The organism is Veillonella montpellierensis DSM 17217 (genome assembly GCF_000426745.1).
Lineage (GTDB): Bacteria > Bacillota > Negativicutes > Veillonellales > Veillonellaceae > Veillonella > Veillonella montpellierensis.
Map to the genome: position 1 here is coordinate 1 of NZ_AUFY01000003.1, position 15,707 is coordinate 15,707.

A 15,707-nucleotide genomic window follows, 5' to 3' on the forward strand; every position below is an offset into this window, starting at 1 on the left:
TATGTATATGATCCGGACAGCATTCCGCCTCGATAATTTCTACATTTTTTCTCTTACTTAAATCTCTTAGAATTTTACCTACATCAACTTTTATCCGACCATAAATTATTTGCCTTCTATACTTTGGAGCAAAAACAATATGATATTTACATCTCCATTTACTATGTGATAAGCTTTTTACGTCATTCATTGACATTGAACCTCCTATGTTGAAATGTTGTGGTTGCCAGACCAACTTCATTTTATCACTAGGAGGTTCTTTCCTTTTCTCTAAGAAATTTTACTGACCCCCAGTTTAACTGGGGGTTTAATCATGCCTATTCGGAGTACAATACAACAAATAAAGCAAGGGATTCCCGTACAATCCCTTGCTTTATCCTTCTATATTTAACCTTCCGTTGCGATCAATTTCATAATATCATGGCGTGATAGCATACCTACCAATTTTCCATCTCTATTCACAACGGGAAGATTTTTTAAATGTTGTTCTACCATAACTGCTACAATTTCTTCTACATCTGTATCAGGCTTTGTAGTAATTACATCCTGATTCATTAAATCAACTACTTCTGTAGCTAACAACTTTTTAAATTGCTCATTGTATTCACCGATACCATTATAATAAATACTTGCTCCTAAAATATTAACATAATGTGGCGCATGTGGTTTAATCTTCTTATACAATAAATCACCTTCTGAAATAATACCTATTACGATATTATCTTTAGTGACAACTGGTATGGCTGTTAAATTATGCTTAACTAATAAATGAGCTACATCCTCTATACGTGTAGTTTTTTCAACGGCTACAGGATATTTATTCATAATGTCAGATACTTTCATAAAAACGCCTCCTATTTCCTTCTATATTATTACTATTCGACGCGTTATATAAAATTCCTGTTATAGAGTCATAAAAATTTATCATCTCACCAATGATATGGTTCCCCACGATTGATCTTACAAGTTCTATAAATTTGTTCAACCACTAACAAGCGAACCATCTGATGCGTAAATGTCATTGGACTTAACGACAATTTAAGGTTCGCCGTTTTCCTGAGTTCTTCACTAACACCAAAAGGGCCACCGATAACAAACACCATCTCACTAATTCCAGATACTTCAAGACCACTTATATGGCTAGCTAACATCTCGGAGGGCATTGTTTTGCCATATACATCAAGCAAAACAATGTACGCCTGTGACGGTATGCGCTTTAATAAACGTTTTCCTTCATCAATCACCGCTTGTTGACGCTCTGTATTGCCTGCTTTATCGCCCATTTTACTTTCATTTAATTCCACAATCGTGATTCCGCCATATACACGCATGCGTTTTACAAATTCTTCTACACCGTCACGTAAATACTTTTCTTTTAATTTTCCTATGCACACAATAGTAAAATGCATATATCGAGCCTCTCTATCACTATTCAAAATTACATGCTATCACTACTAGAAGAAGTCAACTAAAAAAAACTTATAATTCATACAACTTAGATTATCATGTCCGAATCAATTAAAAATATTTTTAATCGATAATAGCAATACCCTTTTTTCAAACAATCTAGTAACTAGTTCATTACATGATAATCATCGTAAAATCTTAATAGCAAAAATTGCCCATGTTTTTATTACATGCTCCCTACAGTCTAAAAGCTACCTACTCATTAGCGTTTATGTTTGCTTCGCACCATTGCCAGTTCTTTTGCCAATGTTTCTACACTCGTACTACTCAATTGATTGGCTACTGTTTCAGCCATAGAGCGATATTTTTTAATACTCATTTCATTAGTTTTTACATGTATCATTTTTTCTTCTTTGTAATGTGCATTGCTTGGTGTTATCATCGATATACATGTATTAGGTTGTCCATGTTGCAATCTCATTTCTTTACCAATACGTATACCACCCTTAACCAGCATATTTCCCACAGTTTGTGTAACGCGAATTGATGTATTATTGTTTTCTGACCTATGTGCAAGAACAACTTCCATAAATTTAGGACGTTTCATCATCAATAGTGCCTGTGCCGCATGTTCATTACTCAGATGTCCTTCTTCACCAGCGACACGTTCTTTCAGATAAAAAGGATATGGTCCTACCTTTAATAAATACGGATCATAATTAGCTTCCAAGACTAATTTCTGACTGTCATCTAAATGATATAATATAGTATCTGTCACTATTCCTGTATCAGTTACTATGGTTGCTTTTTCATCACCGGAAATATACGATGCACCTAGCGGATCCGCTGCATCATGAGATACAGAAAATGGTTCAATGGTAAGTTTACCTACTGCAAAGGATGATCTAGTAATCCGATGAATGCGATGACTCGGTACATCTTGTTTTCGTAAGATCTCTCGCCAAGTTCCTTCCTTTGTGTATACAGGTACATCATATTGTTTCAACATTTGACGTAAGCCTACCACATGGTCTGCATGCTCATGACTAATAAAAATCCCTTCTAAATTCTGTATATCCAGCCCCAAGTTTTTTAGTCCTTGTGTAATTCGTCTAGCACTAATACCCACATCATGCAATAAAATACTCTTCCCGTATTCAACAACCGTACAATTCCCTTTACTACCACTCGCCAAAACATGAATGCGTAAATGTGTATCTTTCAAATCATCTTTCACTGACTAACTCCTAAAAATAGGTGGCAATGTGACACATCACCACCTGTTATATTTATTTAATAGCTGCATAAATCTGATTATCGCCCCAATGGTCTTTAATAATACGCCACTGGGCTTTTTTTGCTCTCAACCAAGTCACATGAGTAGATGTTTCAAATACATCAATTCTGTCAATGTAAAACGCCCCTGTATTTGCCCAATAAATTAAATCATCATGCTTTTTAAAATATACATCATCCATAACTGCAGTACTATTAGTACTAGCTGGGCTAAGATTAAATCGATTCATTTCATCAAACACAATTTCAATCGCGGGTACATCTTTATCTTGCCGTTGAAAAATCATGCGAACACGGCGCTTTGCATTAACTGGATACATTAATAATGATGGCATAACAAATGCCCCACTTGTATATGACATTTCAGTCAACACGCTACCTGTGAAAGAATGAAACACATCCATTAGTTCATCAATATCTTCTTGTGAAGTAATTTTATGCCAAGTCATAATAGCCTCCTATTCTGTGATTGTACGATTGAGATTACCACTAGAAAATGCTTTTAAATCTATACTAACATATAGAAATCCAAGGGACTCAAAATACCTTCTTACTTTATTTCGAAATGGTAAATCCATAAATTTATCAAATTCACGTTCTTCTACTTCAATACGTACTATAGTTTCATGGTATCTTACTCGGTACGCTCCGTCAAGGAAAGGCTTTAAAAATTTTTCTCCTTTTTTGATTTTATCTACTATATCTCGTGTAATTTCATATTCATAAGGAACACGTGTAACCAAACATGGTGAACTCGGTTTATTCCAAACAGAAAGTCCTAACAAATGAGCCGCATTTCTAATCTCTGCTTTTGTAAGGCCTATTTTTAAAAGTGGACTACTCACCATATCTAATTGTTCTAAGGCCTTCATACCTGGTCTATAGTCTTTACTATCATCTGCATTAGTTCCATCTAATACCCATTTTATATGATTTTCTTTAGCCCATTTGCATAAAAAAGAATATCGATTATATTTACAAACATAGCAACGATCAATTGTATTAGATATAAACTCTCTAACAGCTAACTCATCAATATAGATATGACGATGAGATATACCGATTTCTTTTGCTAACTGGATTGCCTCAGCGAATTCATCTTCTGACGATGTCGGTGATACTATAGTAAACGCAATCGCATTCTTTCCCAGTACATGATAAGCTATTGCAGCAAGTAACGTACTGTCTACACCGCCAGAAAAAGCTACTACGACAGATTCTAACCCTTGTATGTATGTGCGTAAGTTACATAATTTTTCTTCTAATGTGTCATACATAAATACGTTTTACTAGTTACCTCCTTCTGTATATGCGTTCATACGATCGATAAAATGTTCCATATTAGCTTGTAAATCATCACTATACCTGAACATATCTCCACCAATCAAAAACATAGTATCTGGACCATATAAATCTAGTAATTCATCCAATCTTGCATCGGTAACACCACCACCAGGTGAAGGACAGGCAGAACGAATAATTTCATTATCTTTTATGCTGTAGTGATGAATTTTTTTACATTGTTCTGCAGTAAATGTAAATCGACCACCATACGATACAAAGACTGGCATATCTGCACCGAATAAACGCGGCAATAAACCTAACCACAAATAATCCGCAATGCCAGATGTACCAGGCAATGCAAATCCGCCTAGCATCGCCGGATGGCTAATAATTGGCAGGCCCAACGATTCGTCTTTAGCTAACACTTGTAACCACCCAAACCCCACTAAGCCAGGTGTAATCATCAAGGCAGTAGCACCTAGTTCTTTAGCTTTATAAGCTCTTTCTAATACATCTCCTCCATCACTAGATATATTAGCCGCATACAAAGTATGTCCTCCTATTTTTTCATTACCTTCGTGTACGCTATCTGCACAACGCTTAACACGCTCTACAAATCGGCTAAAACATTGATTAGTAATGCCATGATCATCTTTGATTACGTCAACTCCGCCCAGCGTATAAGAATGACACATTTTAGCCAAGGTATTCGTATTTGATCCTAAAGGTTTTATAACCGCTTGTATCATAGGTCGTTTAGGCACATGTAACAACGTACGCAATCTAGATAAACCAAATCGTGGGCCTCCAAAGTGCATCAACAAACTCTTAGGTAATGATAATTCAACTACCCATATATGTGGTTGTAGCGAGGAGTTTCCAAACACCACATTCAAAAATTGAGTAACCTCAAATGCCGTCAATTCAACATTATATGCAATTTTAGCCAAGTAAAACCCATTATCTACAGGACTTAATTCTACGAGTTGTCCAACTACCTCATTTTGTAATATTGGATCTGTAACTAATTCATAGGGAAATTCTATTGTTTGTTCCACTTGCACAGACCAAGCAATCATTTTGGCTGTTTCATAGGAATCTGCTTCTATCTGATAGGACACAATAAACTGTTCCATAACAATACCTTCTTTATAATTTATATATAACACATAACCACATGATATAACATCTACTGTTATATAAAATAGATATTATCGATAATTAATCATACCATTGTTAGAAACAAATGGGCAACTACTATCATATAAGTACTTTCAATTGTAAAATATCCCGTAAACTATATATCTAACTCATGAGAGGCATGCCGCCTATCAGTAAGATGTGTAATATATTTTGACGCCAATATATCTACACCTTTCTTCTTATATATATCTTAAAATTATGCTTCATCAGCTTCTGTTTGCCCCTATATAATTTATTTTCTATAGATACCAACAATATGATAGTATATTTCTCATACTATTTGATAAGTTTTATATTATTCACGCCATTAACCTCTATGACATGTTATCGTTATCCACAACTTCACATATCTGTACAGAATTTTTCTTAGTTTAAAATTTTTACAATCACAGCTACACGAGTGTTAATTATGCCTATGTAAGGCATAAAAATAATAGCTACGCACCGTTTAATGAATGCGTAGCTATTATTCCAATCTTATTATTATGCGTTCGCTAATGTTTTTCCTAAATTAGCGCACTCTTCTTTTGCGCTATCATCTGGTTCGCCTAATACAGCATATCCAGGTTCTACCAATGTGGCACCAGCCTCAGTAATGCGATTGCCCCATTCTTCTAGCCAGGTACCGCCCCAACCATAAGAACCAAAGATAACAATTTTTTTACCAGATAATTTACCTTCTAGTTCTGTGTAGAAAGGTTCAAATTCGGTTTCCTCTAATTGTTCTGCGCCCATATCAGCACAACCTAATGCTAGTTTATCATAGGCAGCTGCTTCATCAACAGATATTTCGGATACTGATTTTACTTCCACTTCCTGACCAGCAGACTTGATTCCTTCCGCTACTGCTTCTGCCATAGCTGCTGTATTACCTGTACCAGACCAATAAATTACACCAATCATTGTAAACCTCCTATGCTGTTTTAGCTACTAAAGAACTAAAACTTTTACCATTAACTAATTGTTGATGACAATATTCTCTACAAATTTTAAAGCAGTGAAACGAATGTTGTGCCGATATAGCATGATGATATACTTTCCATTCACCACACAACTGATAATTCTGTCCTTTACTCGCAATGAAATGAATGACATCATTTAAAGGATATCCAAGAAATAGTCCAATTTCATGAGGAAAACTAATTTCTGTTTCCATTCGATGACGCAAATGAAGCAACAAATCTTCCAAAGGGTCATCTTCCTGGTATCCATACATACTAAGAAATCCGATGTGTTGATGCTGTCGCACATACTCCTCTAATTGTTTTTTACGAAACACCAATAATAATCGACGTTCTTTACATGCACACAACTGGAAAAAATATAGTCCCTTTTCGTTAAATTGAAAATTATAGTCATTTATAATTTTACATAACTGTGCTGACATTTCTTGTGGAATCGATACAAGATTAGCAATTTTAATTCCACGAATAGTGGGTGCACAATGATATCCAATAATTTGCTCTATGGAATCCATTATCATTACCTGCCTTACTATATTCTGAGATGAAAGCACTTACTTTCTATTGTCATACTATCAATTTCAACCACATCATACTATAATGTGATCTTATTTATCTGATATGACCATCATATAACAAATGATAGCTATTGTCAATAATATTGATATTTACTTTCAAATTTATATTTTCTATTCAACGCTATTACAATTTTTTTAGCTATATACTACCTTTTTAATACCATTATTTTTCAATTTATTAACAATACATCTTTATTGATAAGTATTCTACATCTATCATTCTTCACATAAGTATAATTAAAAATGCGCCTCATTAGTTGCTACTATCAATACGAGCAACAATAAGACGCATAGTGAATAACTATTCAATTATTTTTCTATTCGGAAAATAGACCCAAATTTCTGCCATAATTCGCTATCATTAGTAGCATCAAACACAATGAATCGCGCTATTAATCCAGCATATTTATCTTCATATAATATAACATGAATGATTTCTTGATACGCAATACTATCCCTAAAGGATGTAATTTGAAGCGTACCTGTATAGACGCCATGTTGTTTTACCATAGGCGCTAATAGTATATATGGTACGACTCGATTATAGCTATTATTATTAATAGCTTCTGCCAAGACCTGTATATTATCATATTCACTTGCATTTGATACAAGACCTAGATTAACTAATCCACGTGTTCCCAAAAAAACGTCTGCTACGATTCCATACTTCATAGCATTCGCCTCTTGATATGTCAACATATATGTATCAGCATGTAACAAACCGAAATCCAATAACCATTGTTTTACATCTGTTTGGCTAAAATTTTGTGTTAATAATGCACGAGGATTCCCTTTATAGAGAGTAGTCCCTGTTGGCAATTTTGCTTGCGACAAAGTCATCTGTCCTAAACTAGTAGCACCAACATTCATACAGATCATAAGCATAATACACATCAATGTAAGACTTATAATATTTTTATATTTCATATATGGCTCCTACTTATTATTTTTTTGTTTTTTCGCCCAACTATCACGTAATCCTACAATACGATTGACGATAATATGATTGGATGTACTATCTATATCCGTTACATAGTACCCTTGTCTCATAAACTGATAATGATCACCTGGTACTGTAGATGCTAGGAATGCTTCTCCTTTCGCTTGATGAATTGTTAATGAGTCTTGATTAATTTGGTTTAAGAAATCTACATTTTCTTGAACATCTTCTTTTAATAAATGTTCATATAAACGTGCTTCTATGTCTACCGCATTGTTTGCATCTACCCAATGCAAAATTCCTTTCACCTTTTTAGTGCAGCCAGTTCCGCTTTTACTTTCTGGATCATAGGAGCAATGAATTTCAATAATATGTCCCGCTTCATCTTTAACAATGCTTTCACATTTAATAATATAAGCCCCTTTTAAACGAACCTCTTTATCTGGTGCCAATCGAAAGAATTTTTTTATAGGTACTTCCATAAAGTCATTTCTTTCAATATATAACTCACGACTAAATGTTACCTCTCTAGTACCCATTGTTTCATTTTCAGGGTTATTCTCTAGCGTTAACACTTCACTTTGACCTACTGGATAATTGTCGATAATCACTTTAACAGGATCAATAACAACCATCGGTCTTGGTGCCTTCAATTTTAAATCTTCACGAATACAAAACTCAAGTAATGTAGAGTCAACAATACTACCTGACTTAGCTACACCAATTCGTTGACAAAAATCACGTATAGATTCAGGTGTATACCCACGACGACGCAATCCAGAAATAGTAGGCAGACGAGGATCGTCCCAACCACTTACTAATCCATTTTCAACTAAAGCACGTAATTTACGTTTACTCATAACCGTATTAGTCATGTTCAAACGTGCAAATTCTATTTGTCGTGGTTTTTCTGTATCTTCCCAGTCTTCTAGTATCCAATCATATAAAGGACGATGTACTTCAAATTCCAATGTGCATATAGAATGAGTAATTCGTTCAATCGCATCTTCAATAGGATGTGCAAAATCATACATTGGATAAATACACCACTGTGTACCTGTCCGATGATGTTCAGCGTGAACGATACGATATAATACTGGATCGCGCATCACAATATTAGGATCGGCCATATTAATTTTTGCACGAAGTACTTTTTCTCCATCCCCAAACTTTCCTTCTTTCATAGCCGCAAATAATGCTAAATTTTCCTCTACAGAGCGATTGCGATACGGACTATCTACACCTGGTGTAGAGAAATCTCCTCTATGTCGATGAATTTCATCAGCTGTTTGATCATCCACATACGCTTTACCTAGAGTAATTAACTTTTTAGCGTACTCGTACATAGTATCAAAATAGTCAGAGGCAAAAAATTTACGGTCTCCCCATGAAAACCCTAACCATTTTACATCTTCTTCGATGGATTTAACATACTCCACATCTTCTTTCGTCGGATTAGTATCATCAAATCGTAAATTAGTAAGGCCACCATAAGCAAGTCCTAATCCAAAATTTAAGCAAATTGATTTGGCATGCCCAATATGTAAATAGCCATTAGGTTCTGGTGGAAATCGAGTATGTACACGGTTTCCATAGGTTCCTTCTTCATTATCTTTATTAATAGCAGCTTCAATAAAATTAACTGTTTCTACTACTTCTGCTTCTGCATGATTTACATTATTATTCGTTTCCAATAAACTCAACCTCCATGTAGTCTATACTATTTCATTATTTTACCATATATAACAGGTAATCGCCTACTATATTTACTAATAAGACTTAATAATGTATATAACGCCTTAAAGGATATTTATAGTTTTATGCAATGATATCCATGTTCTTCTCACTCACCCTATGATGAGTACCTATTCATGGCAGTTCTTAAAGTGATCCTTTTTATACTATATAAAAATTCTATGTATCTAACTAGTATACTATCATCTTCACATATAAAATCTAATATACGTCTTATAATGAATCATTTATAGCAAATTTTCTCATATCATACATTCTATATGACGACTATATACTCTTACAAACTATTCTGAAGTTCCTTAATCATACGCGTAACCGTTACACTATCTATTTCTTTTATGCATCTCTCTGTGAAAGCCGCTGACATAGGTACTAATAAGCATTTATCCGTTTCTAGTAATTCCTTAGAAACAAATCCATTTTCTACAGCTAGTGCTGCATAATTAAGTTTTCCTTCATATAAAGCTTTTCTTAATGCCTCTAGATTAATTTGGTCCGTTGTAGTAGCAGAAATAAATATAGCATCGTCTTTCATAGCATTAAAAAATGACGTATTACACATAACGTTTTTAGAGTTTCTATCGCTATTTATAACAATTACCACATCACTATGAGCAAGTAGGTCGTCCAATTCACTATACGTGGTCATGAATAATTTATCATCATTTCTTGGTGACTCATTATGATAAACTACTGTCATTCCAAAAGCACGTGCTCTACGCGAAATAGAAATACCTATATCGTCCATTCCTATAATACCTAATGTAGAGCGACTTAAATCTTTTCCTTTACTCATAGTAAAAGAGGAAATTTTTGTATCTGTTAATTGAACAATCCTATTCTCCATAATGCGGCGACTTACTATACCCATTAAAATAGTAATAAATTCTGCTATACTTTCATTACTTGCTGGTGTAGACATAGGTACAAAACGAATATGTAAAGGTGACAATTCTCTAGTCCTCACATTATGGTAAGTAGGAAATGATTGTATAAGTACCTTTAAATTTGGTGTCCTTTTAAGTAGGTCATTAGTAATTGTTAGCCATGGATTAAAATTACATAATACCACTGCCTCATAGAACCACTCTTCTACTACATGAGTTGGCATATTCTCTGCATCTGTCCAAAGCTTAACGTCAAACACTTCTTTTAATGGAGCTAACACCTCATCACTCATGTATCCATTCACTACAATCTTTGATTTCATAAAGCACCCTTTCCTATTTTACATACTGTAATAGACTTATGTATCTATTCAATATTCACTTACTACATAGTATATACGTAATACCATATATACTATCTAAGAACTAATTCTATACGAATCTTCATAATGGTTTGATCCCTTATAGAGTAAGTATTTTTTAATTTTCTATTATATACTGTAGAACTGATAAAATAATATATATGCTACTACCTTTATACTTAATCTATCCCCTAGTAAAAAATACTTATATATACGCCCATATATAACAGCATGTACCTACTTTTATATGATTTATAACTAGTGTATAAACAACTTGTACATCTAGAAAAATAATCATTTACAAAATTAGACAGTACATACTATCATTTTCTACTTGATTACTATATGAGTATGTATTATGTAAAAGCATAGACTATATAGTTTAATGATTTTCTAGCCAATCAATGTCTACAGTTCTAAGCCTGTATGTATACTATTAACATATCTTCTAGTTATTGTTTCTATATTTCAAAGTTTATTTTCCTTATTCTCTACTACTATACAATTGATAGTTTGCTGGAACCAGTGGTTCTCAAAGTACTTTGTATAGCATTATAAGACTATTTCATCATAATTGTAACAGTACAATACATTTTACGTAGTTACTCATTTATATACAATAAAAGGAATGCAACTAAATATACATTTTACATCTTTATTGCAATCCCTTTACATCTATATTTAATTCAACACTATGGAACAAATCAAATACAATCGATCGTACCACTTTATTAAGAGCTGGTGAAAATGCGTCATCAACTGTTGTAACAGCGGTACTAAGATTATCAAGACCTTTTCCATGTTCCATTTGATTAATAAAGTGTCTAATCCCACCAGAACCTAGGTGGTGAGTAATAATCATTTTATTAGTTTCTTTTGTTGCCATTTCTTTGCGTGGAGCAACTTTCATGGCTGTTCTACCTATAGTGAATAACTTAGCCACCTTGTTATTTGGTAATACTGTATGAACCCCGTAAGCAATCATTTCATGGTAAATACGGCTATCTCTCATTAATGATTGATATACATTTTCTCCACGTGAAAGAGAATTTGGTTTATATTTTTTCTCTAGTTGCTCTAATGCATTAAACCAAGTGCCAAGAATGTTCATCTTTTCTGACATGGTAACTTTATCATTGCGGAGAGCTTTTTTTATTACCTCTCTAAATGCTTTATACGCCTTGCTATGTTCTTGTCCCTCTTGAATTTGGAAGTCAGATTTTGTAAGAGTGTCGATTACATCGGCTGAACTACTCCATCTTCTAAACTCTCCTGTAGCATTGGAAGTAATCCGTCTGTCCACATTTCCTGTTCTTCCGCCCAACGTTCCTCTGGCTTGTCCCCCAAACTCATGTTGTAGGCTTGGTGCCAAAGTGTAGCGTTCCAGTCTTTCATTTTGTAACCCTGCTCGTTTAGAGTGTACTCTGCCACTGCCATCATTAAAGCCGTTTCTTGTTGCACTTCGATAAAGCGGTCTCGTTTTGGTATTCCCATTATATCTAAGCATTTCCTCATAATTGGAACTACTTTCAACACTTTGTCCCTTGGTACGCCCCAGTCCTGTGCTAGGTTCGTTAGGCTTAATACTTCCCTTACTGTTTCCATTGGGGATAAATCGTCCACCGTACTGCCCTTGATATTCGCCATTATTCGCACTCTCCTTTGCTAATGTTACAACTGTATGATATAAACCATCTAATGTGTTACGCTTACTTTTATCTTTACTTTCTAACACATTACATACTATGTCTTGTAGTAATTTATAAATTAGTCTATATCTGATGTACAATGAGCACATTTTGTTGCTTCCAAAGGAATTTCCGATTTACAGAATGGACAAGTTTTAGTCGTTATCTTCTTTTCTTGTTCATCTCGACTCATAATTGTTGTTACCAATCGAATTAACATAAATACAACGAAAGCTAATATAATGAATTGTACTAAATCAGTAATAAATGATCCATATGCAAATACGGCACCTGCTTTTTTAGCCGTTACAAGATCTGCTCCATTTTCTTGTGCTACTAGCGCCGCACTATTTAAAGGCAAATACATATTGTTGAAATCAATACCTGCAGTAAGAAGACTAATAATAGGCATAATCAAATTATTGACAATTGAATTCACCAATCCTGTAAAAGCGGCCCCAATAATCATGCCTACTGCAAGATCAATCATGTTCCCTTTAAATGCAAATCTTTTAAATCCTTTTAATAACGCTTTCATAAGGTACCTCACTTATATCACATATAGAATACTAACATTACCTATGTATCATCTCACTACATACGATAGATTATTATTTTGCTTTTCTATCCTCAATAACTTTTCCTTCCACTACCTTGCTCCCTTCTTTTAATCGAGCCAGCATAACAGAAGCAATAAACATAACAACACCAGCTATCACGGTAGAAATAGCTAATCTTTCATCAAAGACAACAAATCCGAAGAAGGAGCTAAAAAATACACCTATATATTGTAAAAATTGTGCTACCACTGCGTTGGTAGTAATGAATGCACCGGTTAGGAAAAATTGAGCTACAATAGAAATGGCACCAATACCGATAATATAGCCCCATTGTATCATATCGGGCATGATGAAAGTTTGGAACGTGCACATACCTACTATACCTGCAACCATACCGGCAATCATAAAATAGGCCATAATTTCAAAAGAACTATGACGCCCATGTTTACTAATACTACGAATAGTTGCATAGGCCGCCGCTGAAAGAGCAGCTCCTAATATAGCAATCAATGCAGGCCAACCAAAAGCTGCAGAATAACCAAATGGGTTTACCATGACCATAACTGCTACAAAAATCAATATCAACCATATAGCAGACCCCTTTGGAATACGTTCTTTTAAAAATAAAGCACTAAAAATAAAGACAAATATACCAGACAATTGGAATAATATAGAAGCATCAGACATTTTCATATAAATAAGTGCTATAAAATTAAATAACATGGCAACGCCACCATATAGGCCACGCATCACGAGAAGTCCTCTATCTTGCTTTGAGAACTGAATTCCTTTGCATCTCATATAGGCTAATACGGCAATTGAGCCAATCAATCCTCTAAAAAAAGCAATTTCACTAGATGGCAAGGGTGGTGCCATATGATAATTACCTAATACTTTAACGAAAAGATTCATTAAACTTAATAAAAAAGCTGATGCTACAGCAAAACAAAAACCTTTTTTCATGGGATAAATTCCTCCTACTACTACTAAGAAACCGCCCTTCATATCATGAAAGGCGGTTATATGGTGTATCAAGATGACAACTATATAACTGCAACATCTATGATAGTACAGTTAGATAACGGCTATGATATCATAGTCATCTTATTTAACAAAGGAGTCAACAAATAACAAAATTTCCTCTTTCATAGCTTCTTTGTCAATTGTTTTAGTAAATCGCAATTTTTTATTTCGCAACTCCAATAATTGCTTAGGAAAAGCTACACCTGTAACTGCTGAAATAGCCTCTAAACTTTCATAAGCATTATGCCCCTGTTGTATATGTAAGGCCTCACAAATAGGGGCTGGAAATTTAAATGGATGTGCCGTAGCAGCAATTACCGTATGTTGCTGTTCAAGCTCTGGATGTAGCTGTAATTCTTTCATATAGGCTCCCATCGCAACTGCCGTATGTGGATCTAATAGATAGCCATAAGAATTATATACCTCATCAATAATGGATTTTGTTTCTTCATCATCGATATAGGCCCCTGAAAAATCATGTTGAATCCGTTTCAACTCGTCTTCATTAACTGATACGGATCCCGTTTTTTTAAGTGTTTCCATCCAAAATGAAGTACGTTCACTATCTTCTCCACTAATATAATATAAGAAGCGTTCAAAATTGGAACTTTCAAGAATATCCATTGATGGAGATATGGTTGTATAAAATGGTCGATTCATATCGTAGGTGCCAGTATTAAAAAAGTCAGTCAATACATTATTTTGGTTAGAGGCACAAATTAATTTACCAATAGGAATACCCATTTTTTTAGCATAATAGGCAGCTAATATATTTCCAAAATTTCCCGTAGGCACTACTACATTGAACGTCTCATCAGTATGAATTGCTCCAGTTGAGACTAACTCTGCATAAGTAAATACATAGTATATAATTTGTGGCGCTAGACGACCAATATTAATAGAATTAGCACTTGAGAACATAACATCTTTTTGGGCTACTGTATCTGCCATAGTTTCATCGACAAAAAGACGCTTCAAAAATTGTTGTGCATCATCAAAATTACCATTAATCGCTGTCACATTGACATTACTACCTTCTTGCTTTTGCATTTGTTCTTTTTGCATTGGACTAACGCCATCAGTAGGATAAAAGATTTGAATATGCGTCTCTTCAACATCTTTAAATCCTTCTAATGCAGCCTTACCCGTATCCCCTGATGTAGCTGTTAAAATTAATATATTCTTACTTTCTTTTTCTATTTTCTTAGCCGCTACTAATAAGTATGGAAATAAGGACAAGGCCATATCCTTAAATGCTTGTGTACGGCCATGAAATAATTCTAAAATTGATACATGTTCTGATAAGGAGTGTAGTGGTGCAATATCAGAGGTGTCGAAATTTATCTCGCTATAGGCCAATTGAACCATTTCTCGCAACGCTTTCTGAGAAAAGGAAGTAAATAATTTTTCTAATACAATTACCGCAATTTCTTGATAACTTTTATTTGCTATCATTTCATAGGTCAAGGAGTTGCTCGGGAATGTACTAGGTACATACAGTCCTCCATCTTCTGCTAAGCCATGTAACAAAGCATAGGTTTCATCCACCATCACATCACCACGTGTACTTGTATATTTCATTTTAAAAACCTCATTATCTCTCGCAATTTATAGAAATAGTATAGAATCATATCATCTTATATTATAATTATTTATATTGTCTTATTATACATGATATTCTAAATTTTATCCATATATGAAGCACAAGGAGTGCACTACAGAGTCTGTAATAGTCAACTATTTGTAGCAATTTTCTTTCTTA

The 15,707-nt window shown here is 34.3% G+C and carries 16 protein-coding genes; all 16 read right to left on the bottom strand.

Translation table 11 applies throughout. From position 1 onward, the window contains the following. A partial coding sequence (tnpA, locus tag K357_RS0101635) for an IS200/IS605 family transposase (RefSeq protein ID WP_028257161.1) occupies positions 1 to 190 on the bottom strand: 190 nt, incomplete at its 3' end. A gap of 197 nt (positions 191 to 387) precedes the next feature. After that, positions 388 to 843, bottom strand: a complete 456-nt coding sequence (locus tag K357_RS0101640) for a CBS domain-containing protein (RefSeq protein ID WP_028257162.1) — start codon at positions 841 to 843, stop codon at positions 388 to 390. Between the two features lie 86 nt (positions 844 to 929). Next, complete coding sequence (gene rlmH / locus K357_RS0101645; protein ID WP_028257163.1) at positions 930 to 1,409, bottom strand: 23S rRNA (pseudouridine(1915)-N(3))-methyltransferase RlmH; 480 nt, start codon at positions 1,407 to 1,409, stop codon at positions 930 to 932. A 260-nt stretch (positions 1,410 to 1,669) separates the two neighbouring features. After that, positions 1,670 to 2,644 (bottom strand): MBL fold metallo-hydrolase, encoded by a 975-nt coding sequence (locus tag K357_RS08520; protein WP_071838023.1) that lies wholly within the window; start codon positions 2,642 to 2,644, stop codon positions 1,670 to 1,672. Between the two features lie 52 nt (positions 2,645 to 2,696). Then, a complete protein-coding gene (locus K357_RS0101655) occupies positions 2,697 to 3,152 on the bottom strand; it encodes a hypothetical protein (protein WP_028257164.1) in 456 nt (151 codons plus the stop codon). Positions 3,153 to 3,161: 9 nt separating this feature from the next. Beyond that, the gene (gene larE / locus K357_RS0101660; protein ID WP_028257165.1) at positions 3,162 to 3,980 is read right to left on the bottom strand and encodes an ATP-dependent sacrificial sulfur transferase LarE; all 819 of its coding nucleotides are present in this window, start codon (positions 3,978 to 3,980) and stop codon (positions 3,162 to 3,164) included. A 12-nt stretch (positions 3,981 to 3,992) separates the two neighbouring features. After that, complete coding sequence (locus K357_RS0101665) at positions 3,993 to 5,129, bottom strand: RuBisCO large subunit C-terminal-like domain-containing protein (RefSeq protein WP_156004867.1); 1,137 nt, start codon at positions 5,127 to 5,129, stop codon at positions 3,993 to 3,995. Positions 5,130 to 5,673: 544 nt separating this feature from the next. Then, positions 5,674 to 6,093, bottom strand: coding sequence for a flavodoxin (locus K357_RS0101670; protein ID WP_028257167.1), 420 nt, complete (start codon positions 6,091 to 6,093; stop codon positions 5,674 to 5,676). A gap of 10 nt (positions 6,094 to 6,103) precedes the next feature. Further along, positions 6,104 to 6,667, bottom strand: coding sequence for a DUF3793 family protein (locus K357_RS0101675; protein ID WP_081658371.1), 564 nt, complete (start codon positions 6,665 to 6,667; stop codon positions 6,104 to 6,106). A 372-nt stretch (positions 6,668 to 7,039) separates the two neighbouring features. Beyond that, a complete protein-coding gene (locus tag K357_RS0101680) occupies positions 7,040 to 7,657 on the bottom strand; it encodes a hypothetical protein (RefSeq protein ID WP_028257169.1) in 618 nt (205 codons plus the stop codon). Positions 7,658 to 7,666: 9 nt separating this feature from the next. After that, positions 7,667 to 9,364: a glutamine--tRNA ligase/YqeY domain fusion protein gene (locus K357_RS0101685; protein WP_051211970.1), complete on the bottom strand. Its 1,698-nt coding sequence runs from the start codon at positions 9,362 to 9,364 to the stop codon at positions 7,667 to 7,669. A gap of 338 nt (positions 9,365 to 9,702) precedes the next feature. After that, complete coding sequence (locus tag K357_RS08525) at positions 9,703 to 10,635, bottom strand: NAD(P)-dependent oxidoreductase (RefSeq protein ID WP_051211971.1); 933 nt, start codon at positions 10,633 to 10,635, stop codon at positions 9,703 to 9,705. Positions 10,636 to 11,329: 694 nt separating this feature from the next. Then, positions 11,330 to 12,409, bottom strand: a complete 1,080-nt coding sequence (locus K357_RS0101695; RefSeq protein ID WP_156004861.1) for a hypothetical protein — start codon at positions 12,407 to 12,409, stop codon at positions 11,330 to 11,332. 32 nt (positions 12,410 to 12,441) lie between these two features. After that, positions 12,442 to 12,900 (bottom strand): large conductance mechanosensitive channel protein MscL, encoded by a 459-nt coding sequence (mscL, locus tag K357_RS0101700; protein ID WP_028257172.1) that lies wholly within the window; start codon positions 12,898 to 12,900, stop codon positions 12,442 to 12,444. 73 nt (positions 12,901 to 12,973) lie between these two features. Then, a complete protein-coding gene (locus tag K357_RS0101705; protein ID WP_028257173.1) occupies positions 12,974 to 13,885 on the bottom strand; it encodes a DMT family transporter in 912 nt (303 codons plus the stop codon). Positions 13,886 to 14,026: 141 nt separating this feature from the next. Further along, positions 14,027 to 15,526: a threonine synthase gene (gene thrC, locus K357_RS0101710; RefSeq protein ID WP_028257174.1), complete on the bottom strand. Its 1,500-nt coding sequence runs from the start codon at positions 15,524 to 15,526 to the stop codon at positions 14,027 to 14,029. Positions 15,527 to 15,707: the final 181 nt, after the last annotated feature.